The organism is Duganella sp. AC237 (assembly GCF_979254035.1).
Window position 1 is genome coordinate 1437931 of sequence record NZ_CEEDEW010000003.1, and the last position, 20021, is coordinate 1457951.

The 20021-nt window shown below is 65.3% G+C and carries 19 protein-coding genes; 13 read left to right on the forward strand and 6 right to left on the reverse strand.

Going from position 1 to position 20021, the window contains the following annotated elements; translation table 11 throughout:
* Positions 1 to 10: 10 nt before the first annotated feature.
* From AC0IYS_RS06870 to AC0IYS_RS06885, 4 genes are all read left to right on the forward strand, one after another.
* Positions 11 to 145: a hypothetical protein gene (locus AC0IYS_RS06870; protein WP_471704474.1), complete on the forward strand. Its 135-nt coding sequence runs from the start codon at positions 11 to 13 to the stop codon at positions 143 to 145.
* Between the two features lie 83 nt (positions 146 to 228).
* Entirely contained in the window at positions 229 to 858 is a 630-nt protein-coding gene (locus tag AC0IYS_RS06875; protein ID WP_471704475.1) for a M17 family peptidase N-terminal domain-containing protein, read from the forward strand.
* Positions 859 to 1006: 148 nt separating this feature from the next.
* Entirely contained in the window at positions 1007 to 2521 is a 1515-nt protein-coding gene (locus AC0IYS_RS06880; RefSeq protein ID WP_471704476.1) for a family 43 glycosylhydrolase, read from the forward strand.
* A 244-nt stretch (positions 2522 to 2765) separates the two neighbouring features.
* On the forward strand, positions 2766 to 3866 hold the full coding sequence (locus AC0IYS_RS06885) for a porin (RefSeq protein WP_471704477.1): 1101 nt from the start codon (positions 2766 to 2768) through the stop codon (positions 3864 to 3866).
* A 21-nt stretch (positions 3867 to 3887) separates the two neighbouring features.
* Here the strand turns inward: AC0IYS_RS06885 and AC0IYS_RS06890 are convergent, their stop codons facing one another.
* Positions 3888 to 4778, reverse strand: a complete 891-nt coding sequence (locus AC0IYS_RS06890) for a LysR family transcriptional regulator (RefSeq protein WP_471704478.1) — start codon at positions 4776 to 4778, stop codon at positions 3888 to 3890.
* A gap of 103 nt (positions 4779 to 4881) precedes the next feature.
* Between AC0IYS_RS06890 and AC0IYS_RS06895 the strand changes: the two genes are divergently transcribed.
* A complete protein-coding gene (locus AC0IYS_RS06895) occupies positions 4882 to 6048 on the forward strand; it encodes a mandelate racemase/muconate lactonizing enzyme family protein (RefSeq protein ID WP_471704479.1) in 1167 nt (388 codons plus the stop codon).
* A 124-nt stretch (positions 6049 to 6172) separates the two neighbouring features.
* Here the strand turns inward: AC0IYS_RS06895 and AC0IYS_RS06900 are convergent, their stop codons facing one another.
* Positions 6173 to 7498 carry an ATP-binding protein gene (locus AC0IYS_RS06900; protein ID WP_471704480.1) on the reverse strand — a complete coding sequence of 442 codons (1326 nt, stop codon included), beginning with the start codon at positions 7496 to 7498 and terminating at the stop codon, positions 6173 to 6175.
* Positions 7495 to 8232, reverse strand: a complete 738-nt coding sequence (locus AC0IYS_RS06905; protein WP_471704481.1) for a response regulator — start codon at positions 8230 to 8232, stop codon at positions 7495 to 7497. Before AC0IYS_RS06905 ends, AC0IYS_RS06900 begins: the two co-directional genes overlap by 4 nt.
* Positions 8233 to 8394: 162 nt before the next feature.
* Here AC0IYS_RS06905 and AC0IYS_RS06910 point away from each other — a divergent pair, with 162 nt between their 5' ends.
* The 4 genes from AC0IYS_RS06910 to AC0IYS_RS06925 are packed head-to-tail and all read left to right on the forward strand — an operon-like array spanning position 8395 to position 10899.
* A complete protein-coding gene (locus tag AC0IYS_RS06910) occupies positions 8395 to 9111 on the forward strand; it encodes a cytochrome c biogenesis CcdA family protein (protein WP_471704482.1) in 717 nt (238 codons plus the stop codon).
* A 2-nt stretch (positions 9112 to 9113) separates the two neighbouring features.
* Positions 9114 to 9653 carry a thioredoxin family protein gene (locus AC0IYS_RS06915; protein ID WP_471704483.1) on the forward strand — a complete coding sequence of 180 codons (540 nt, stop codon included), beginning with the start codon at positions 9114 to 9116 and terminating at the stop codon, positions 9651 to 9653.
* A gap of 30 nt (positions 9654 to 9683) precedes the next feature.
* On the forward strand, positions 9684 to 10703 hold the full coding sequence (locus AC0IYS_RS06920) for an alpha/beta fold hydrolase (protein WP_471704484.1): 1020 nt from the start codon (positions 9684 to 9686) through the stop codon (positions 10701 to 10703).
* 37 nt (positions 10704 to 10740) lie between these two features.
* Entirely contained in the window at positions 10741 to 10899 is a 159-nt protein-coding gene (locus tag AC0IYS_RS06925; RefSeq protein ID WP_471704485.1) for a hypothetical protein, read from the forward strand.
* A 76-nt stretch (positions 10900 to 10975) separates the two neighbouring features.
* Here the strand turns inward: AC0IYS_RS06925 and AC0IYS_RS06930 are convergent, their stop codons facing one another.
* The 3 genes from AC0IYS_RS06930 to AC0IYS_RS06940 are packed head-to-tail and all read right to left on the reverse strand — an operon-like array spanning position 10976 to position 13789.
* The gene (locus tag AC0IYS_RS06930; protein ID WP_471704486.1) at positions 10976 to 12064 is read right to left on the reverse strand and encodes an alkene reductase; all 1089 of its coding nucleotides are present in this window, start codon (positions 12062 to 12064) and stop codon (positions 10976 to 10978) included.
* A gap of 27 nt (positions 12065 to 12091) precedes the next feature.
* Positions 12092 to 12730: an NADPH-dependent F420 reductase gene (locus AC0IYS_RS06935; RefSeq protein WP_471704487.1), complete on the reverse strand. Its 639-nt coding sequence runs from the start codon at positions 12728 to 12730 to the stop codon at positions 12092 to 12094.
* A 36-nt stretch (positions 12731 to 12766) separates the two neighbouring features.
* Positions 12767 to 13789 carry an alpha/beta hydrolase gene (locus AC0IYS_RS06940; RefSeq protein ID WP_471704488.1) on the reverse strand — a complete coding sequence of 341 codons (1023 nt, stop codon included), beginning with the start codon at positions 13787 to 13789 and terminating at the stop codon, positions 12767 to 12769.
* 191 nt (positions 13790 to 13980) lie between these two features.
* Between AC0IYS_RS06940 and AC0IYS_RS06945 the strand changes: the two genes are divergently transcribed.
* The 4 genes from AC0IYS_RS06945 to AC0IYS_RS06960 all read left to right on the forward strand — a co-directional run bounded on the left by AC0IYS_RS06945 (position 13981) and on the right by AC0IYS_RS06960 (position 20020).
* A complete protein-coding gene (locus AC0IYS_RS06945) occupies positions 13981 to 14949 on the forward strand; it encodes a LysR family transcriptional regulator (protein WP_471704489.1) in 969 nt (322 codons plus the stop codon).
* A 159-nt stretch (positions 14950 to 15108) separates the two neighbouring features.
* A complete protein-coding gene (locus AC0IYS_RS06950) occupies positions 15109 to 18198 on the forward strand; it encodes a sensor histidine kinase (protein ID WP_471704490.1) in 3090 nt (1029 codons plus the stop codon).
* A gap of 30 nt (positions 18199 to 18228) precedes the next feature.
* Complete coding sequence (locus AC0IYS_RS06955) at positions 18229 to 18648, forward strand: limonene-1,2-epoxide hydrolase family protein (protein WP_471704491.1); 420 nt, start codon at positions 18229 to 18231, stop codon at positions 18646 to 18648.
* 157 nt (positions 18649 to 18805) lie between these two features.
* The gene (locus AC0IYS_RS06960) at positions 18806 to 20020 is read left to right on the forward strand and encodes an efflux RND transporter periplasmic adaptor subunit (RefSeq protein WP_471704492.1); all 1215 of its coding nucleotides are present in this window, start codon (positions 18806 to 18808) and stop codon (positions 20018 to 20020) included.
* Position 20021: the final 1 nt, after the last annotated feature.

Genomic DNA, 20021 nt, shown 5'->3' on the forward strand with positions numbered 1-20021 from the left:
GGGTAAAACGATGCCCGTCATCGACAAGGTGTATGCGTTTGAGGACGCCGTGCAGGCTTTCGAGCACCTGGCGCGCGGCCCGTTCGGCAAGATCGTGATCAGGGTTGCAGACGTAGAGAGCGAAGGCCGTTTCAGCGTCCGGTAAAAGTCTCCCTGCCTTTTGGCGGGTTCGTTGCGGCGCCTCTGGGCGGTAAGATCGGCCTTTCGCCAATACCGAGGGACCGAACCATGACCGCCACCGACCACGCCGCAACTTTCGCTCCCGTACGCCTGCAGATCGGCACCACCGACGGCGTCGTCTTCGACGTGGTCGCCTGGGGGCCGGCCTATGCCGATGTCGACTTCAGCGTCGCTTGCATGTTCGAGCACGAAGTCGATGGCGCGCCCATTGCCGGCGGACTGCTGGGACTGGACCAGGCGCTGGGCGGTCACCTGACACGCATGCGCGCCGCCGGCGCCTTCCGCGCGCAGCCGATGGAAACCATGTTGATCGCGTCGCCGCCGCCGGGCATGCTGCCGCGCGCGGTGCTGGTGATCGGGTTGGGCGATCCGGCCACGCTGGACGCGGAACGGCTGCGCCAGGCCACCCGCGTCGCCATGCGCGAGGCGATCCGCAATGGCGCCCGCTCGATGGCCTTCGCGCCCAGCGTGCTCGACGCCGGCCACACCGACAACGCCGCGCTCGACATGCCGGCGGTGATGTTGGACGGCATGCTGAGCGCCTTGCGCGCCGAGCTGGCATTGGCCAAGGCGGAGCTGGCGCCGGCACCGGCGCTGGGTCATTGCACCTTCGACGTGGGCGCGGCGCGCGTGGCCGGCGCGGCGCAGGCGTTCGCGGCCGCGTTCGCGCGGTATTGAGCTGGCGGCAATCGACAAAAAATCACAAGATTGAGCAGGAACCCGTTGTCGAACTATTACAGTCGGTCAATGCACTGAACGATGGGCGTTCAAAGCCCGCGTAGCCGGGTCGTGCATTTCGAACTGTTTTATTTCTTGGAGAACGACAATGACGACTTTTCTGGCTTTGATGGGCCGCTGCATGGCGGTCGCCGCCGTGGCGGCAATGTTAATTTCACCGGCGCAGGCCGCGCCCAAACTGATCAAGAACGATACGTTCTGGCGTGACACCAACAACAACCCGATCTATTCGCAGGGCGGCGGCATCCTCAAGGTCGGCGCGACTTATTACTGGTACGGCGTCAAATACGACGGGGCGGTGACGTACGCGGCCAATCCGGTGTCCTCCAACAGCAACACCGGCTTCAACGCGATTACCGTCTATTCATCGACCGATCTCGCCAGCTGGAAGTTCGAGGGCAACGCCGCATCCACCGGGCCGGTCGGCGGGCCGTGGGAATCGGGCAACTGGATCGGCCGCCTGGGCGTGGTCTACAACAAGAACACCAATAAATACGTGCTGCTTTCGCAGATCTGGTCGCCGACCCTGGGCAGCGGCGTGCTGTTCGCCACCAGCAGCACGCCGGTCGGCCCCTTCGTGTTCGACCACATCCAGCCGCAGATCACCAACGTGGTCACGCCTGCCACCGGCGACCAGACGATCTACACGGATGACGACGGCTCGTCGTATCTGATCTTCAGCAACGCCAACGGCCGCGCGCGCTCATACGTGGCGCGGATACGCGCGTCCGATTCGTTGTATATCGAGCCCGCCGTCAATATCGCACTCAACAGCGCCGGCCGCGAGGGCAACGCCTTGTTCAAGCATGCCGGCGTGTACTACTTCTGCTCGTCCGATTTGCACGGATGGAACGCGTCGCAAACCTACTGCCGCTCCGCCAACGCGATCAATGGTCCCTACACGGCCGAATTCGTACTGGACGGTTCGCAGGGCGACTTCTCGCATGTGTCGCAGAACGGCTTCTTCATTCAGGTAAACGGCAGCGCGGCCAGCACGGTGCTGTACGCGGGCGACCGCTGGAGCGATTTCGCCGGCAACGGCATCGGCTACAACCAGTGGGTGCCGCTGTCGTTCAACGGCGCCACGCCGCGCTTCAATTCGCTGAGCCAGTTCAACCTGGACGCGGCGACGGGGACGTGGACTGTCGGCGCGGGCAACAACTACGCCATCAATCCGAGCTTCGAAGCGGACCGGGTGCGCCAGAACGCGCTGGCCGGCTGGACCACGTGGACCAATCTGACCGACGCCGATCCGAATAACAATTTGCTGCGCGGGCATACCGGGCGCTGGAACGCCGAGCAATATCACACCGCCGCGTACTCGGCCAGCCGCTACCAGGATTTGACGGGGTTGCCGAACGGGACCTATACGCTCAGCGCCTGGGTGAAAAGCAGCGGCGGGCAGAGCGTCGCCCGCATCTATGTGAAAAACTTCGGCGGTGCCGAGCTCGTGTCGAGCATCAACACCGCGATTCCGAACTGGACGCAGGTCACGATACCCAACATCCAGGTCACCAACGGCAAGGCCACCATCGGCATGTACCAGGTGGCGAACGCCGGCAACTGGATCAATGTCGACGACTTTTCGTTCACTAAAAACTAGTGGATGCACCAGCGGCCGCCATGCATGCGTGGCGGTCGCATGCAGGGTTGAAAGTATATGAGGATCGTAATGTTGTGTAAGGCACCCGTGTCGCCGGAATAATCACGCAGATGTCTTTTGGATAACTTGAGTTATCCTAGGTTCATGTTTTGTATCCAAGTCATTGTTTGTACTGTACAATTATTTCGCCACTCGTCGCGAAATGTGCAAGGAGGCCCACACCAACGATATTGGATACGATGTAATGAACAAGACAGCATACGCTTGCGCCATCGCCTGCTTCGGCAGCCTCTCCACCCACGGGGCGATGGCGCAAAGCAGCGTGAATATCTATGGCTTGCTCGATAGCGGCGTGGTCTACACCACCAACGCCAACGCGGCTGGCGACGCCATCGCCAAGATGCCCACGCTGACGGGCAGCATGCCGTCGCGGGTCGGTTTCCGTGGCGTCGAAGACCTCGGCGGCGGCTTGCAGGCGGTGTTCACGCTGGAGGCGGGCCTGCATGTCGACAACGGATTGATGGGGCAGGGCGACCGGCTGTTCGGCCGCCAGGCCTCCGTCGGCCTGAGGGGCGCCTACGGCACGCTGACGCTCGGCCGGCAAGTGAACATGACGTCCGTCGCGGTCGCCAAGTCGGACGTGCTTGGCCCCAACCTGTTCAGCCTGGGGAGCATCGATCCCTATATTCCTAACGCCCGCAGCGACAATGCGATCGGTTATCTCGGTAATTTCGGCGATTTCACGGCCGGCGCCACCTACAGTTTCGGGCGCGACGGCTCGGCCGCCGGCGGGCCGCCGGCCACCAATTGTCCCGGCGAGGTGGCCGGCGACGCGAAGGCCTGCCGCCAGGCGACCGCCATGCTGGGCTACGACAACGATCGTCTGGGCGCCACCGTCAGCTACGACATCATGTACGGTAACACCGGTGCGGCGGCGGGATTGACCACCAGCGACAGCAACGATCGCCGCATCACCTTGAACGGCTATGCGATGGTGGGGAAGCTGCGCCTTGGCAGCGGCATCATCGCGCGCAAGCGGGTGGCCGCCACGCGCGTCAACGACCTCGAATCGAACTTGTACTACCTGGGCGGCAGCTATCCGCTGACGCCGAGGTTCACGCTGGATGCGCAGCTATCGCGGTTGGCGGTCAAGGGTAGCGACAGCGACTCGACCCTGGCCTCGCTTCGCCTGACGTACTCGCTGTCGAAGCGCACCGCGGTCTACTGCCTGCTTGGACGGATGAACAACTCCGGCCGGGCCGCGATCCCGCTCGATGTCGGCGGCACGGTAGGGCAGGGGCTGAACCAGTCGGGCGTCGCCACCGGCATACGTTACGCGTTTTGATGTCGCGGTGGCGCCTCCCGCTCAGCGGAATTCTTCCGCGATAAAGTCGATGAATGCCCGTACCTTGGCCGGCAGATTGCTGCGGCTAAGGTAGTACAGATAAAGATCCGCGTCCGGCAGCCTGTAGTCCTTCATGATTTCCTTCAGGCGGCCGCTCTCCAGGTATTTCGCGACATCCCACTCGGAGCGCTGGACGATCCCGTGCCCGTCCAGCGCCCAGTTCATGACGATGTCGCCGTCATTGCTCGATACCGCGCCGCGCACCTTCACCAGCTCCACCGCTTTGCCTTTCTGTAGCCGCCAGGTGCCGTACACGTCGTCGTTTTGGCGGTGCAGGATGCAGCGGTGCTGGTGCAGTTCGGCCGGGGTTTGCGGCTCGCCGGCTTTTTTCAGATACGCCGGCGACGCGCACAAAAACCGCTTATTCGACATCAGCTTGCGCGCGGTCAGGCGCGTGTCCGGCAGTTCGCCGAAGCGGATCGCCAGATCGTAGGCCTCCTCCACCAGGCTGATAGGGCGATCGGTCAGATGCAGTTCTACTTCAACGTCGGGATACGCGTGCGCGAAGCGCGAGACGATAGGCGCAATGCGCGTGCGGCCGAAGCCTGGCGTGGCGTTCACGCGTAGCAGTCCCTTGGGCGCGGCGCGGCCGCTGGAAATCGATTCCTCCATCTCGCGTATCTGGTGCAGGATCTGCGTCGACTGCGCCAAGTACGTCTCGCCCTCGTTGGTCAGGCTGATGCGCCGCGTGGTGCGGTTGACCAGCCGCACGCCGAGCTTTTGCTCCATCAAGCTGAGGCGCTTGGTGATGGCCGGCGGCGTGACGCCCAGCTCGCGGGCGGTGGCCGACATGCTGCCCAATTTCGCCAGCAGTACGAAAAACGCCAAATCCGGTGCGGTCTCAATTTTCATTTAAAGTGAATAAAGGATTAAATTGAAGTGAATATTATCAGTTAAATTCAAGAGTAAGCTGCGGTTATTGGCTCAGTACAGCGCCCCACCCAGGAGACTTACCATGAAAATTGTTGAAATCCGCGAAAAAACCGTCCCGATCAGCTCCCCGATCCGCAATGCCTACATCGACTTCAGCAAGATGACCTTGAGCCTGGTAGCGGTGGTCACCGACGTCATCCGCGACGGCAAGCCGGTGATCGGCTACGGCTTCAATTCGAACGGCCGCTACGGCCAAGGCAAGCTGATGCGTGAGCGCTTCATCCCGCGCATCCTTGAAGCCGATCCGCAGAGCCTGGTCGACGACAGCGGCAACAATCTGGACCCGCACAAAATCTGGAACTGCATGTTCACCAACGAAAAGCCGGGCGGGCACGGCGAGCGTTCGGTGGCGATCGGCACCATCGACATGGCCGTGTGGGACGCGGTCGCCAAGATCGAAGGCAAGCCGCTGTTCCAGCTGCTGGCCGACCGCTATGGCGACGGCAAGGCCGACCGCAACATCTTCGTCTACGCTGCCGGCGGCTACTACTACCCGGGCCAGGACCACAACAAGCTCAAGGACGAGATGCGCAGCTACATCGACCGCGGCTACACGGTGGTCAAGAAGAAGATCGGCGGAGCCTCGCTGGACGAGGATCTGCGCCGCATCGATTCGGTGCTGAGCGTGCTGCAGGATGGCCAAAAGCTGGCGGTCGACGCCAACGGCCGCTTCGACCTCGACACCGCTGTCCAGTACGCCAAGGCGCTGTCGCAGTACGACCTGTTCTGGTATGAGGAGCCGGGCGACCCGCTCGACTTCGAACTGCAGGCGACCTTGCGCAACTACTACAAGAACCCGATGGCGACCGGCGAGGACCTGTTCTCGATGCAGGACGCGCGCAACCTGATCCGCTATGGCGGCATGCGCGCCGACCGCGACTGGCTGCAGTTCGACTGCGCGCTCAGCTACGGCCTGGTCGAATACCTGCGCACGCTCGACATGCTGCGCGAGCACGGCTGGTCGCCAAAGCGCTGCATCCCGCACGGCGGCCACCAGATGTCGCTCAACATCGCCGCCGGGCTGGGCCTGGGCGGCAACGAATCGTACCCGGACCTGTTCCAGCCGTACGGCGGCTTCCCGGATGGCGTCAAGGTCGAGAACGGCCACATCATGTTGCCGGAGTTGCCGGGCATCGGTTTCGAAGGCAAGGCCGACCTGTACCGCGAAATGGTCAAGCTGGCCGACTAAACCCCGGGGTCAAGTCTGTCATTTGGACACGAGCCCATGAGCAGGGCGCCTTCAGGGAAGAGGTCGCGACTAAACCCCGGGGTCAAGTCTGTCATTTGGACACGAGCCCATGAGCAGGGCGCCTTCAGGGAAGAGGTCGTGTCTGAATGTCAGACTTGACCCCGGTGAGGGTGGCTTCGAGGCCGCCTTCGGGATGGTTGCGCAGGGTTAGCGTGGCGCCGATGGCTTGCGCCAACTGCCGCCCGATCGCCAATCCCAGCCCGGTGCCGCCGGTGTCGCGATTACGAGAAGCTTCGAGGCGGTAGAACGGCTGCATGACGTTGTCCAATTCATCGTGGGGGATGCCGGGGCCGTGATCGCGCACGCGGATCGTCAATTGTCCATCGGCGCTATCGACATGCAGGTCCGCCGATCCGGCGTATTTCAGTGCGTTGTCGATCAAGTTGCCCAGCACCCGGCGTAGCGCGTGCGGGCGGGTGACCACCGGCGCGCCGGCTTGGCCTTCTAGTTTGACTGGATGGCCGCCATCCAGATAGTCCCCAACCAGGCTACCCAGCAGCGAGTCCAGATCGACACGGCACGCCGCTTCCGACGTGCCGTGCAGCGTGCGCGCATAAGCCACGCCGTCGCGCACCAGTATCTCCATCTCGATCAGATCGCGGTTCATTTTCTCGCGCTGGATGTCGTCATCCATCATGTCGGCGCGCATGCGCATGCGCGTGATCGGCGTTTGCAGGTCGTGCGAGATCGCCGCCAGGATCTGCGTGCGCTCGTTCAGGTGCGCGCCGATGCGGTCCTGCATGGCGTTGAAAGCGCGCGCCGCGCGCGCCACCTCCAGCGGTCCGTTTTCCGCGACCGGGGCGGCTTTGAGATCCGGTCCCAGACGGTCTGCCGCGTCGGCGAGTTGCGCCAGCGGGCGTGTCGCCAGCCGCACGCCATACCACGTGACCACTGCCAGCAACGCCAGCTGTAACAGGAGCACCGCCGGCAGCCACGCCGGAATCGGCAGGCCGTTCGGACGCATGTCGATGATCAGCTTTGTCCCATCGCTTAGCGTCACATGCGCCTGCACGCGGTTAGGGTGCCCCGGCACGGCGCTTGCGGTGACGGGGTACTGTTTGCCGATGGACTTGACGAACGAGGCGGCGGCCCGCTTCGACAGCTCGGTGTCCGGCGCATGGCCAGTGTCGCCCGGTCCCAGTGAAAATCTATAGCTGCGGCGCTCCAGCCGTGGCAACCATTCGGACCGTTCGCTGGCGGGCAGACGATCCAGCAACGCCACCGAACTGGCGACGTCCTGCTCCAGGTAGCCGAGCATCAAACCGGTGGTCGCTTCGCGCCGTTCGCTGACGATCAGCCAGTACGACATCGCATGGGCCGCAGCCAGGCCGATGAACAGGATCAGCGTCAGGCGCGTGAACAGCGTGCGTGGCCAATGCAGCCAGGTCATGCCGCGCCTCCGAGATCGACCTCGGAGGAGAACACATAGCCTTCGCTGCGCAGGGTTTTGATGTAGCGCGGCTCGCGCGCGTCGTCCAACAGTCGCTGGCGCAGGCGGCTCACCAGCAGGTCGATCGAGCGGTCGAAACTGTCGGCGTCGCGCCCTTGCGTGAGGTTGAGCAGCTGGTCGCGCGTGAGCACTCGGCGCGGATGGTCGAGGAATACGCGCAGCAGCCGGTATTCGGCGCCGCTCAGCGAAACGATCGTGCCGGCCCGGTCGAGCAGGTGGCGGCCGACGGTGTCCAGCTTCCAGTCGCCGAAGGTGATGAACTGCCCCGGCTCGTCGACCTGCATATTCGGCGGCAGCATGCGCGCGCGGCGCAGCACCGAGCGGATGCGGGCGAACAGCTCGCGCACCGCGAAAGGCTTGGTCAGGTAATCGTCGGCGCCCATTTCCAGCCCGACGATGCGGTCGGTCTCCTCGCCGCGCGCGGTCAGCATCAGCACGGGCAGGGCGCGCCATTTGCTGGCGCGCAGTTCGCGGCACAGGGTCAGGCCGTCCTCGCCGGGCAGCATCAGGTCCAGCACCAGCAGATCGAAGTTTTGTTGTTCCAGCAGCGCGCGCATCTGGCGCCCGTTTGCCGCGACGGTGGCACGCATGCCGTTCTTTTCCAGATAAGCGGCCAGCAGCTCGCGGATTTCGCGGTCGTCGTCGACGATGAGGATGTGGTCTGTATTTTCCATGGACGCATCTTAACCCGTGAAAGAGGGCGCCATCGCCCGCTTTGTATCCCAGTGTATCCGGATCGACGCTGTACACACAACATTGCAAAAGCCGTGGTTTTGGACACAGCCGATACACACCGCACCGGTTAAATGGAGTCTTCCAAAACAGGAGGGCAAGCCATGAACAACCTTATCGAACTGCCGCTGGCGACGCTCGCCGGCGTGCTGACCATCGCCTCTCCCTGCGTGCTGCCGATCCTGCCGATCGTATTGGGCAGCACGTTGCAGGGTACGAACCAGCGTAGAAACCGCAGCCGACCGCTGTTCATCGTGGCGGGCTTCGTGCTGACCTTCGCCGCGCTGGGCATGCTGCTGGCCAGCGCATCGCAGCACGTCGTCGTCGCCCACGAGACGCTGCGCCTGGCCGGCATCGCCATGCTGATGTTGACCGGCTTGCTGATGCTGTGGCGCCAGCCCTACGAATGGCTGATGGCCCGCATGGGCGGCTTCCTGAACCGCGCCGGCCCGTCGGCGGATGGTAGTAGCGGAAATGCCGGCGGCTTCGTGCTTGGCATGTCCCTCGGCGCCGTGTGGACGCCGTGCGCCGGTCCGGTGCTGGCGTCGATCCTGGTGCTGGTCGCCAAGGCACAGGACATCGGCTGGTCGGCCACCCTGCTGGTGATGTACGCCCTCGGCGCCGGCATACCGATGCTGGTGATCGCCTACGGCGGCCAGTTCATGGCGACGCGGGTCCGGATGCTGGCGCGCCACTCCCATCGCCTGATCCAGGTATTCGGTGCGCTGATCCTGCTGACCGGCCTTGCCATCTACTTCCAGTACGACGTTGTGATCTACGCGGCCCTTGCGGACTTTTCCCCTACCCTGAAAGGATATTAAACATGAAATCCGTTTTGCAAACCACCTTGGCCGCCGTCGTCTTGTCGACCGCCGCCTTCACCGCAGTGGCAACGGCAGCGACGGTCGCTCCGATGACGGCGCCGGAATTCACCGGCATCCAGCAATGGCTCAATAGCGAGCCGCTGACCATGCGCCAGCTGCGCGGCAAGGTGGTGCTGGTCGATTTTTGGACCTACACCTGCATCAACTGCATCCGCACGCTGCCCTATGTGAAAAGCTGGCACGAGAAGTACAAGGACCAGGGCCTGGTGGTGGTGGGCGTCCACACTCCGGAATATCCGTTCGAGCGCTCGACCGACAACGTCAAGACCGCGATCAAGCGTTTCGGCATCACGTACCCGGTCGCGCAGGACAACAAGTACGCCACCTGGAGCGCGTACAACAACCAGTATTGGCCCGCCTTCTATTTGATCGACAAGCAGGGCAGGGTGGTCTACCAGCACTTCGGCGAAGGCGAGTACGCGGCGACCGAGGCGAAGATCCGCACCTTGCTGGCCGAACCGGCGGTAATGCCCCAGTAATCCGTTTTCATACTATCGAAAGGAATCATCATGAGTGAACTCACCAACATGAAACGCCGCAGCTTTTTGAACACCGCTGCGCTGGGGCTGGCCGTGAGCCAGATCGGCTATGTGGGAGGCGCCTTTGCCGCTACGCTGTCGCCGGCGAACGCCTTCCCCGCGCTCCGGCAGATCAACGCCGGCCTGCTCGACGTCGGGTACGTCGACATGGGGCCAGCCGACGGCATGCCGATACTGCTGCTGCACGGCTGGCCCTACGACATCCATGCCTTCGTCGACGTGGCGCCGATCCTGGTGGGGGCGGGATACCGCGTCATCGTTCCGCATCTGCGCGGCTATGGCAGCACGCGGTTTCTGTCGCCGCACACGCCGCGCAACGGCCAGCAGGCGACCTTCACCGCCGACGCCGTCGCCTTCATGGATGCGCTGAAGATCGACCAGGCCATCGTCGCCGGCTTCGACTGGGGCGCCAGGATCGCCGGCACCCTGGCGGCGTTGTGGCCGCGACGCTTCACGGCGCTGGTGTCGGTCAGCGGTTACCTGATCGGCAGCCAGGAGGCGAACCGCGCGCCGCTGTCGCCCAAGGCGGAGCTGCAATGGTGGTACCAGTACTACTTCGCCACCGAGCGCGGGGAACAGGGCTACCGCGCCAACACCCACGCGTTTGCGCGCCTAATTTGGGAGCTGGCCTCGCCGCAATGGAAATTCGACGACGCCACATTCGCCCGGTCTGCGGCGTCGCTCGACAACCCGGACCACGTCGCCATCTCGATCGGCAACTACCGCTGGCGGCTGGGACTGGCGCCGGGCGAGGCCCGCTATGATGATCTTGAGCGCCAACTGGCGCGTTTTCCCGACATCGGCGTGCCCACCATTACGATGGAAGGCGACGCCAACGGCGCGCCGCATCCCGATCCGAAGAACTACGCGAAAAAATTCACGGGCAAGTATGAACACAGGTTGGTGACCGGCGGTATTGGCCACAACCTGCCGCAGGAAGCGCCGCAGGCCTTCGCCCGGGCCATTCTCGATGTGGCGAAATTGAACTGAACCTCACACATATTATTCACACACAGAGGAAACGATCATGAACCACACTGAAAAAACGCTGTACACCGGCGGCACACACACCACGTCCGGCGGCCGCGACGGCGACGCGCGGGAATATCGACGTCGCCATCCGGTTGGCGAGTTAGTCAACGTCAGTTCTTCCACCCGATGCCGGGGCCGTGTCGTTGGGATGTAGGTTAGCAACCAGTCGGTACGCTATGTGCCTCACGCAGACCGAAGTCCGTCGTGTAGAACCGGCGTGCGCAACGCTGCTACTTGTCGAGCCTTGGGTAATCGAGGTAGCCTTGCTCACCACGGCTGTACCAGGTCGCCTCCTGGTCCAGGTTCAGCGCCGCGCCGGTCGCCAGCCTGTGTGGCAGATCCGGATTGGCCAGGAATGGCCTGCCGTACGCGATCGCGTCGGCCAGGCCGGCGTCGAGGGCGGCTTGGCCGCTTCGGCCATCGTATCCGGTATTGAGCACAACCGGCCCTTTGAACGCCGCGCGCATCAACGGCGCGATGGGCGGGCGCAGGATGGTCGGGTGCATAGCGTCGATGCGCGGGGCGCTCGGCTCGCGGATTTCGAGGAAGGCGATGCCGAGGTCTGACAGCGCTTTGGCGGCGGCGCAGAACAGCGACGCGGGATCGCTGTCGTCGACGCCCTGGATCTCGCCGTTGGGCGACAGGCGCACCGCTGTCCGGTCGGCGCCGATTTCCAGCGCCACCGCTTCGGTCACCTCGCGCAGCAGGCGGATGCGATTGTCGATGCCGCCGCCGTAGGCGTCGTTACGCCGGTTGGCGCCGTCGCGCAGGAACTGGTCGAGCAGGTAGCCGTTCGCGGCGTGCAGCTGTATGCCGTCGAAACCGGCGGCGCGCGCGTGGCGCGCGGCCACACGGAAGTCGCGCACGATGTCCGTGATTTCGTCGGTGCGAAGGGCCCGCGCCTCAGTGTAGGGGACTTTGCCGTCATAGGTGTGGGCCAGGCCGGGCGCCGTGCTCGCCGAGGCGGAAACCGGCGCCTGCCCGCCGAGGAAGGACGGATGGACCACCCGTCCCATATGCCACAGTTGGGAGAAGATGCGCCCGCCCGCCGCGTGCACCGCGTCGGTGACCGGGCGCCACGCCGCCACTTGCTCGTCGCTCCACAATCCCGGCGCGTAAGGCCAGCCCAATGCCTGGCGGCTGATGCCGGTCGCCTCGGAAATGATCAGGCCCGCGCTGGCGCGCTGACGATAGTATTCCACCATCATCGCCGTGGGGACGTGCTCCCGGGTATTGCGCCCGCGCGTAAGTGCGGCCATCAGCACGCGGTTGGGCGCGGCGATCGCACCGAGTTGAATCGGATCGAAAAGTGACAGCATGGCGGCTCTCTTTCTAGTGATGACAGCTTAGCCGTCGATGACATCCATCTCCGGCAGCGAGGCGCCGCCTTGCTTTTGCAGCAGCATGCTGTGGGTGGTCAGCGGTCCGCCGAATTGCTGCAGCATACCGCCGGCCGCGATCGGACCGAGATCGATGGCCGCGTAGCCGAAGCGCTCGATCAGTTCGGCCAGGGTGCGATTGGCGGCCGGATCGTCGCCGGACAGGAACAACACGCGCCTGCCGCCGGCCTCGCCGGGCTGGCGCCCAAGGATAGTGGCGAACAGCGTGTTGAACGCTTTCACCAGCCGCGCGCCGGGCGCCGCCTCGGCGACGATGTCCGAGGACGGGCGGCCGCCCAGGTTGGCGGGCGAAAAATCGATGAAGTCGATGGCGTTGGTGGTGTCGACGATGATGCGGTTGTTCCAGGCCGGCGCGTCTTTCAGCGCGTCCGGGACCGCGGTGAACGGCACGGCCAGGAAGACGATGTCGGCGGCGAGCGCCTCGTGCAGGGCGGTGGGCACGATGGCCGGGCCGAGTTCGTCGACCAGCGCCGCCAGGCTGCCAGGACCACGGGTATTGGCCACCAGCACCGGCAGCTCTTGGCGGGCGAACTGGCGCGCGATGGCCGTGCCGATGGCGCCCGAACCGATAATTGCGTATTGCATAGCTTCCTCCTGGATGATGCGTAGATTGGCGGGCGGTTACTTCAGATGGTTCTTGAGCTCATTGCCGGCCTGGCGCATCGCCGCCTTGACCGCCGGCACGGTGGCCAGCGCGTTCAGCAGGCCGTAGTCGTGGATCAGGCCGGGATAGCGCGTGACGGTGACGTCGACGCCGGCGGCGTCGAGCTTGCGGCCGTAGGCTTCGCCCTCGTCGCGCAGCACGTCGAGTTCAGCCGTCTGGATCAGGGTCGGCGGCAAGCCCTTGAGCTGTTCGGTCGCCGCGCGCAGCGGCGAGGCGGTGATTTCGGCGCGTTGCTTGGCGTCGGTGGTGTAGTTGTCCCAGAACCACTGCATCATGCCCTTGCTGAGGAAGTAGCCATTGCTGAACTGGTTGTAGGAGGCGGTGTCGAAGTTGGCGTCGGTCACCGGCCAGAACAGCACCTGCGCGCTGATTTTCGGCTGGCCCTGCTGCTTGGCCATGATGCTGACCACCGTCGCCATGTTGCCGCCGACGCTGTTGCCGGCCACGGCCAAGCGCTTGCCGTCGACCTTGATTTCCTTGCCGTTCGCGGCGACCCACTTGGTGGCCGCGTAGGCTTGCTTGATCGCGACGCCATACTTGGCTTCCGGCGACGGCGTGTAGTTGACGAAGACGGCGGTGGCGCCGGAATTGTCGACCAGGTCGCGCACCATGCGCGAGTGGGTCGGGAAGTCGCCCAGCACCCAGCCGCCGCCGTGGAAGAACATGAACACCGGCGTGTCGCCCTTGGCGTTCTTGGGACGGACGATGGTGAGGTCGATCTTTTGGCCGTCCTGGGTGACGGTCTTGTTGCTCACTTCAACCGACGACAGATCGGTCGGCACGCTGGCCTGGGCGCCGACCAGCACCTGACGCGCGTCCTTCGGGCTGAGTTGCTCGATCGGCTTGCCGGTGCCGCTGTTGAGCACCTTGAGGAAGGCCTGGACGTTGCGTTCCGGGACGGGCGGCACATCGGCGGCGAGGGCGGCCTGGCTGGCCAGCGACAGGAGGGATGCAGCCACGGTTTTGGTAGGGAGATTCATTTTGTACCTTCTGGTTGGGTTATCGTTTCCGAGGACTGCACGTTAGCGCCGTGCGGCAACGCCAACAAGAGAGGCGGGCATCGTTTTAGAAGTTCCCAAATGGCACAAATGGCGGCCGCGCCGCCCGGTTGTTTCTTTGTTGTTACTTCCTCCGGATTGACAATAGCGCTTGAGGTTGATTTAATTGTGCCATGTCAGCAAAAATCGGATTAGAAAGCCTTACCGGGCTCATCGCCTTCGCCCGTACCGCCTCACTTGGCAGTTATACGGCGGCGGCGCGTTCGCTGGGGGTGTCGCCCTCGGCCGTCAGTAAAAGCGTGCTGCGCCTCGAGGAGCAACTCAAGCTCAAACTGTTCGTGCGCACCACGCGTTCCCTCACGCTCACGCCCGAGGGACTCGATCTGCAGGAGCGCACCAGCCGCCTGCTGCAGGAAGTCGAGCAGATCGAACAGGCGGCCGCCAGCGCGCGCGCCGAGCCGTCGGGGCTGCTGCGGGTGACCGCGCCGCTGCCCATCGGCACGCACATCCTGGCCGGCGCGCTGCCGCGCTTTCGCCAGCGCTACCCGAAGGTCACGATCGACCTGCGCATGGGCGACCTGTACAACGACCTGGTCGAGGAGGGCATCGACGTCGCCATCCGGGTCGGCGCGCCGGGCGACTCGCGCATGATTTCGCGCCCGCTCGCCCCTCATCGCCTGTGCGCGTTCGCGGCGCCCAGCTATCTGGCGCGGCACGGCATCCCGCTGGCGATCGACGACCTGCTCGAGCACGAGTGCGTGAACTTCCGCTATCAGAGCTCCGGCCAGGCGCTGCGCTGGCCGTTCCAGGTCGGCGACCGGCTGGTGGAGATGACGCCGAGCGCCGGCATCATCATCGACACCACCGACGGCGTGATGGCGGCCGTGGTCGCCGGCGGCGGCATCGGCATTTCGCCGACCTACGCGGCCGCCTCCTTTGTCGATCGAGGGCTGCTGGTGCCCATCCTGCCCGCGCTGGCGGTCGAGCGCTTCACCATCTCGGCGGTGTGGCCGGAAAGCCGCCGGGGCAGCCCCAACGTCAAAGCCTTCATTGAATTTTTGATCGAGCTGTTCCCTTCGCCGGCGCCGTGGGACGTGATCGTGGGCACCGACCAAGCGGCGGCCACGCCGGGGGCACGGTGATTTGTGCCTTCGTGGAAAAAGTGAAACGACACCATCGCGCCTTGCCCGCGCCGCGCGGTGACAGTATTCTGCGCCACGCCGATCAACGTGACTGGCAGGGCCGCGTCCATCGGTTTGGACCCAGGCCGAATTCGAATCGCGTCTCTTCCACGGCACTTTATGATCGGCCCCATCTTCCACTTCCGTTCGCGGCCCCGCCGCGCCAGTTTGTCCGGCCCGCCGGCACGCGCCCTGCTGGCCTTGCTGCTGTGGATGGCGGCCGGCCTGGCGCCGTTCGCCTCGGCCACCGAGATCGGCCGGCGCATGTCGCCGGTCATCGAGCTGCTGCACACCGGCTGGACCGCGCGTGACGGCGCGCCGGCCGGCATCAGCGGCATCACGCAGACGCCCGACGGCTGGATCTGGATCGGCAGCTCCTCGGGCCTGTACAAGTTCGACGGCGTGCGCTTCCTGCGCGCAAGCGGAGAGGATGGACCGCTGACGTCGGCCGTCTCCGCCATCGGCCTGCTGCGCGATGGTACTTTGTGGGTAGGCTACAAATACGGCGGCTTCAGTATGATGACCAAGGGCCGGATGAAGCATTTCCGGCTGGAGCAGCCGGACACGCCGCGTGGAACGATTTTCGACGCCGCCGAGGACGACGATGGCCGTCTGTGGGTGGCGACGTCCGGCGGCCTGTTCTATCTGGATGGCGACGCGCGCTGGCATCATCCTGAGCGGTCGTCGGATGCGCCACAGGAATATGCGCTGGCGTTGCTGTTCGACCGTGGCGTGTTGTGGGTGCGCAGCAGCCAGGGGATCTATTCGCTGGCTCGGGGCGCCGACAAATTCGTTCAACGCAATACCGACAGCGTTGGCTGGCTGGCCCGTCATCCGGACGGCAGCGTGTGGACCAGCGATGGACGCACGCGCGGGCTGCAGATGCTGGCCGGCCCGGCTCAGGGTAAACCGCTGCGCTGGAACATCGACGATCTCGTCGGCCGCTTTTTCTTCGACCACGACGGTTATACGTGGTTCGTCTCCGCACCGGACCTGGTGCGCACCGCGCACGCCGGACTACAAAAACCGTCGCAGCGCACCTGGCCGGAGCGTGGCCTGAGCGGGGTCGAAGCGTACGCTCTGTTCCAAGACCGCGAGCAAAACGTCTGGGTCGGCACCGAGAACGGCCTGGACCGTTTCCGCGCGCCGCGCCTGGAAACGGTGAAGCTGCCCAAGAACGCCGGTATCACCGCGCGGCCGATCGCCGGCGGTCCCGGCGCCAGCGCCTGGGTCGACCGTTCCTATTTGCTCGCCCCGAACGCGCCCGCCAGGCCGTTCGCCCCGGAACTCGAGATGGGCATGGTCAATACCGCGCTCTACCGGGCTGCCGACGGCAACGTCTGGATGGGTGGCGACGAGGGGCCGTTGTTTGTCCTGCGCGACGGCGTGCGCCAGCGCGTCGCGCTGCCGCCGGGCATCAACGTCAACCGGTTCGTCTATTCGCTGACGGAAGACCGGGCCGGGGCCTTGTGGATCAGTTTCGGGCGCGCCGGATTTTATACGCTGCGCGCCGGCCAGTGGGCGCTTGGTGGCGGCATCGCCGGAATGGCAACGTTCGCCGCTTCCGTGATCGCCGCCGACCCGCGCGGGCCTGTATGGCTCGGTTCGGTCAACAACCACCTGGCCGTGGTTGCCGACGGCCGCGTGCGCCACTACGGCAAGGCCGACGGGCTGACCGTCGGCACGGTCATGCAGATCCTGCCGGTGGCCGGCGGCGCGTGGATCGGCGGCGAGAACGGCCTGGCTTATTTCGACGGCAGCCGTTTCCATCCCATCGTCGGCGCCGAGGGCGATCCGTTGGCGGGCATCACCGGCCTGATATTCGGCCGCGACGGTACCTTGTGGATCAACGGCGGAAGCGGCATCACCAGCATCGGCCCGAAGGAACTGGCGCGGGTGATGCGCGAGCCGCGCTACGCGGTGCGGTTCGACCGGCTCGACTACCGCGACGGCTTGACCGGCTCGACCAGTCCCTTGTTCCCGCTGCCGTCGGCCGCGCGCAGCGACGATGGCACCTTGTGGTTCTCGACCACCGGCGGCGTCTACGCCTTCCAGCCCGAAAAGCTGCCGCGCAACGCGATGGTGCCGCCCGTGGTCGTCACTTCGCTGCACGCAGGCGAAGCCGCCTACGCGACAACCGGCGGCGCGCGCCTGCCTGCGGGCACCCGTGCGCTGGAGATCGATTTCACCGCGCTGTCGTACCAGGACCCGGAGCGTATGCGTTTCCAGTACCGGCTGGAGGGCGTCGACGGCGCCTGGCGCGACGGCGGCAGCCGCCGTTCGGCCAGTTACACCAACCTGGGGCCGGGAAAGTACACCTTCCGCGTCATCGCCTCCAACAACGACGGTGTGTGGAACCTGCAAGGCGCGTCCGTATCCTTCTATATCGAGCCGGAAATCATGCAGACCATGTCGTTCCGGGCGCTGTGCGTGGTCGCCGCCTTGCTGCTGCTGTGGCGGCTTTACGTGTTCAAGGCCCGCCTGCTGGCGCGCCGTTACGGCGAGTTGATGCAGGAGCGACTCGCCGAGCGCGAGCGCATCGCCCGGGCGCTGCACGACACCCTGCTGCAAGGCCTGCACGGCGTGGTGCTGCGCGTGGCCAGCGTGGCCAAGCGGCTGCCGCCCGAGAGCCAGGAGCGCGGGCGCATCGCCGCCATCCTCGACCAGGCCGGCACCGTGATGGCGCAGGGCCGCGACGAACTGATGAACCTTCGCACGGCGCCGGCGGCTGGCGACGACATCGTCGCCGCGCTGTCCGGCTTCGGCCAGTCGCTGGAACGCGATTTCGGCCCGCGCTTCGGCATCGTCGTGCCGGAGGGCTTCCGGCCGCTCGACGCCATCGCCCGGCCGGCGATCTATTGTATCGGCCGCGAGGCGCTGTTCAATGCCTACCGCCACGCGGCGGCCAGCCACGTCGAGGTGGCGCTGGCCTACGGCAGCGAGCACTTCATGTTGTCGATCGTCGATGACGGCGTCGGCATGCCCGGCGCGGTGCTGGACGCGGGCGGGCGCGAGGGGCACTGGGGCCTGACCGGCATGCGCGAGCGCGCCGCCGCCCTCGGCGGCTCGCTGGACATCGCCAATCAGGCGGGCGGCGGCACGCGCATCGTGCTGACTGTCCCCGCCAGCCGCGCCTACATGATGCCCGAGGAGTTCAATATCGGCCGCTGGCTGCGCGCCATCGTGCATAACCTGTTTGCCCGTTCTTAACCGTCGATCCAACCCAAACGAAAGGCTCACATGTCATCCATTCCGACCGCCACCCCGGTGCAGATCGCCGAAGTCTTCTTCTCTCACTGGAGCAACAACCGCATTGAGGCCGCGCTGGCGATGCTGTCCGCTGACGTGCCTTACGATAACGTGCCGTTCCCCGACATCGTCGGCCGCGCCGAGGTCGAGAAATTTCACCGCGGCTTCGGCATCGGCACCGACTTCCTGCTGGACTGGAAGGTGACCCATATCGCGGCGGCCGGCAACGTGGTGCTCAACGAGAGGATCGATGTGTTCCGGCATGTCAATGGCGGCGTCATCACGCTGCCGGTGATGGGCACCATCACGGTCGAGAACGGCGAGATCACCGTCTGGCGCGACTACTTCGATCCGGCCGATTTCGACCGCCAGCTGGCAGCCGTGAAAGGCCGCGCCGCGCCACAGCCGTAGCCCCAGCCACTTAGCGGTCCGGCCCGGCCTCATCTCTTCAACGCCCTGATTTGTGCCGTGGAGGCACATCTAAAATGCCTCGGCCGTGGATTTTCGGTGTGACTACAAACCTATAAGCTGCCAGATAGCTTGGTTGAAAATCACAAAGGAAACAGAGATGAAGATAAAGGACACCACCGCCCGACGGGCGCTGTTGATCGCGCTGGTCGCGGGCGCCGGCGGCGCCGCGCTGCTGTCGGGATGCGGCAAGAACACCAATGCGGCGGCGCCGGCGCCGGCCGCGCCGGCGCCGGCCGCGCCGGCCGTGGCCGCCGCCGTCGGCGTCGAGAAGGCCGTCAGCGATGTGCAGGAATTCTCGGGGCGGCTGGAGGCCATCGAGCGCGTCGAGATACGCCCGCGGGTGTCCGGCTTCATCACCGCCGTCAATGTGGCGCCCGGCACCGAGGTGAAGAAGGGCGATGTGCTGTTTATCATCGACCAGCGCCCCTACCAGGCCGAAGCCAACCGGGCCGAGGCGGCCGCCAGGTCGGCGCGCGCGAAAGCCGAACTGGCGCGCCTGGAACTGACCCGCGCCGAACGCCTGCTCGGCGACAAGGCCATCGCCCAGCGCGAATACGATGAACGCGCTTCCGGCCAGAAGCAGCTGGAAGCGGACGCCGGCGCGGCCGAAGCGCAGTCCCAGGCCGCGCGCCTGAACCTGGAATACACCAAGGTGGTGTCGCCGATCAACGGTCGCGTATCGAAGGCGGAAATCACGCTTGGCAACCTGGTGGACTCCAACGCGATCCTGACCTCGGTGGTCTCGCTCGACCGCGTCTACGCCAGCTTCGACGGCGACGAGGCGACCTACCAGCGCGTCGCCGCGCGCGCCTACGCCGGCCGTTCGGTCAACGTCAGGGTGGGGCTGGTCAACGAGGAAGGCTTCCCGCACGAAGGCAAGCTCGAATTCGTTGACAACCAGCTCGACACGCGGACCGGCAGCGTACGCATGCGGGCGGTCTTCGCCAATAGCGACCGCAGCATGGCGCCGGGGCTGTTCGCCCGCGTGCAAATCGGCGGCGGCGACGAGCAGCGCGCGCTGTTGATCACCGACCGCGCCGTCGGCACCGACCAAAGCCGCAAATTCGTGTTCGTCGTCAGCGCGGACAACAAGGCCGAGTACCGCGAAGTCAAGCTGGGACCGCTGGTCGACGGCTTGCGCGTGGTGCGTTCCGGCCTCAAGTCCGGCGAGAAGGTCGTCGTCAACGGCTTGCAGCGCGTGCAGCCGGGCGCCGTGGTGGCGCCGCAGATCGTGCCGATGACGGCGGACGGCGCGCCCGCCAAGGCGGCGGCGCCGAAGCTGGCGGCCGCCGATACCGGCGCGAAGGAATAAC

Bases quoted from the DNA above. Each gene is read 5' to 3' on its own strand.
- AC0IYS_RS06870 (WP_471704474.1), top strand. From the start codon at position 11: ATGCCCGTCATCGACAAGGTGTATGCGTTTGAGGACGCCGTGCAGGCT.
- AC0IYS_RS06875 (WP_471704475.1), top strand. From the start codon at position 229: ATGACCGCCACCGACCACGCCGCAACTTTCGCTCCCGTACGCCTGCAG.
- AC0IYS_RS06880 (WP_471704476.1), top strand. From the start codon at position 1,007: ATGACGACTTTTCTGGCTTTGATGGGCCGCTGCATGGCGGTCGCCGCC.
- AC0IYS_RS06885 (WP_471704477.1), top strand. From the start codon at position 2,766: ATGAACAAGACAGCATACGCTTGCGCCATCGCCTGCTTCGGCAGCCTC.
- AC0IYS_RS06890 (WP_471704478.1), bottom strand. From the start codon at position 4,778: ATGAAAATTGAGACCGCACCGGATTTGGCGTTTTTCGTACTGCTGGCG.
- AC0IYS_RS06895 (WP_471704479.1), top strand. From the start codon at position 4,882: ATGAAAATTGTTGAAATCCGCGAAAAAACCGTCCCGATCAGCTCCCCG.
- AC0IYS_RS06900 (WP_471704480.1), bottom strand. From the start codon at position 7,498: ATGACCTGGCTGCATTGGCCACGCACGCTGTTCACGCGCCTGACGCTG.
- AC0IYS_RS06905 (WP_471704481.1), bottom strand. From the start codon at position 8,232: ATGGAAAATACAGACCACATCCTCATCGTCGACGACGACCGCGAAATC.
- AC0IYS_RS06910 (WP_471704482.1), top strand. From the start codon at position 8,395: ATGAACAACCTTATCGAACTGCCGCTGGCGACGCTCGCCGGCGTGCTG.
- AC0IYS_RS06915 (WP_471704483.1), top strand. From the start codon at position 9,114: ATGAAATCCGTTTTGCAAACCACCTTGGCCGCCGTCGTCTTGTCGACC.
- AC0IYS_RS06920 (WP_471704484.1), top strand. From the start codon at position 9,684: ATGAGTGAACTCACCAACATGAAACGCCGCAGCTTTTTGAACACCGCT.
- AC0IYS_RS06925 (WP_471704485.1), top strand. From the start codon at position 10,741: ATGAACCACACTGAAAAAACGCTGTACACCGGCGGCACACACACCACG.
- AC0IYS_RS06930 (WP_471704486.1), bottom strand. From the start codon at position 12,064: ATGCTGTCACTTTTCGATCCGATTCAACTCGGTGCGATCGCCGCGCCC.
- AC0IYS_RS06935 (WP_471704487.1), bottom strand. From the start codon at position 12,730: ATGCAATACGCAATTATCGGTTCGGGCGCCATCGGCACGGCCATCGCG.
- AC0IYS_RS06940 (WP_471704488.1), bottom strand. From the start codon at position 13,789: ATGAATCTCCCTACCAAAACCGTGGCTGCATCCCTCCTGTCGCTGGCC.
- AC0IYS_RS06945 (WP_471704489.1), top strand. From the start codon at position 13,981: ATGTCAGCAAAAATCGGATTAGAAAGCCTTACCGGGCTCATCGCCTTC.
- AC0IYS_RS06950 (WP_471704490.1), top strand. From the start codon at position 15,109: ATGATCGGCCCCATCTTCCACTTCCGTTCGCGGCCCCGCCGCGCCAGT.
- AC0IYS_RS06955 (WP_471704491.1), top strand. From the start codon at position 18,229: ATGTCATCCATTCCGACCGCCACCCCGGTGCAGATCGCCGAAGTCTTC.
- AC0IYS_RS06960 (WP_471704492.1), top strand. From the start codon at position 18,806: ATGAAGATAAAGGACACCACCGCCCGACGGGCGCTGTTGATCGCGCTG.